Below are 532 nucleotides of genomic sequence, written 5' to 3' on the forward strand. Positions count from 1 at the left end.
GGATAACTGCCCAATGCGGACAAGGTACCGATTTCACGTGTACGCTCAGTCACAGACATAGTCATGGTGTTGAACAACGCGACAAACACGACCAGAGCCATCACAGCGCCCATAATGCCGAAAATACGGTCATACAAATCTTTCACTTTTAGATAGAAAAACGCACGCTCTTGCCAAGGCGTAATTTCAACCTCTTGATCACCAAAGCTCGGTTTTTGTTTGTTTAGAATCGTCGCGACTTGCTGTTCAACCTTGTTGGTTAAGCTGGTGTCGAACAGAAATACTGACAGCGCACTGACTTTGTCCGACCCCAGCAGAGACTGAGCACTGTTGATGTGTACGTAAAGTTGGCGTTTATCCAGCTCAGGCACACCAGTTGAGTAGATACCGCGAACTTTAAAGTCGTAAGCGTTCAAAGCGCCATCTGTCGTAGTAGCAAGTAAGGTAATCCAATCTCCCACGTTGACGCTCAGATTACTGGCGAGATCCACCCCAAGCATCACTTCTGGCTCAGAAGCGTCGTAGCGAGAGG

1 protein-coding gene is annotated in these 532 nt (G+C 48.1%); it reads right to left on the reverse strand.

From position 1 onward, the window contains the following. Positions 1-532, reverse strand: a 532-nt coding sequence (locus tag R8O11_RS30885) for an ABC transporter permease (protein WP_412035104.1), incomplete at both ends; no start/stop codon positions are given.

It is taken from the genome of Vibrio sp. 1288 (assembly GCF_033344475.1).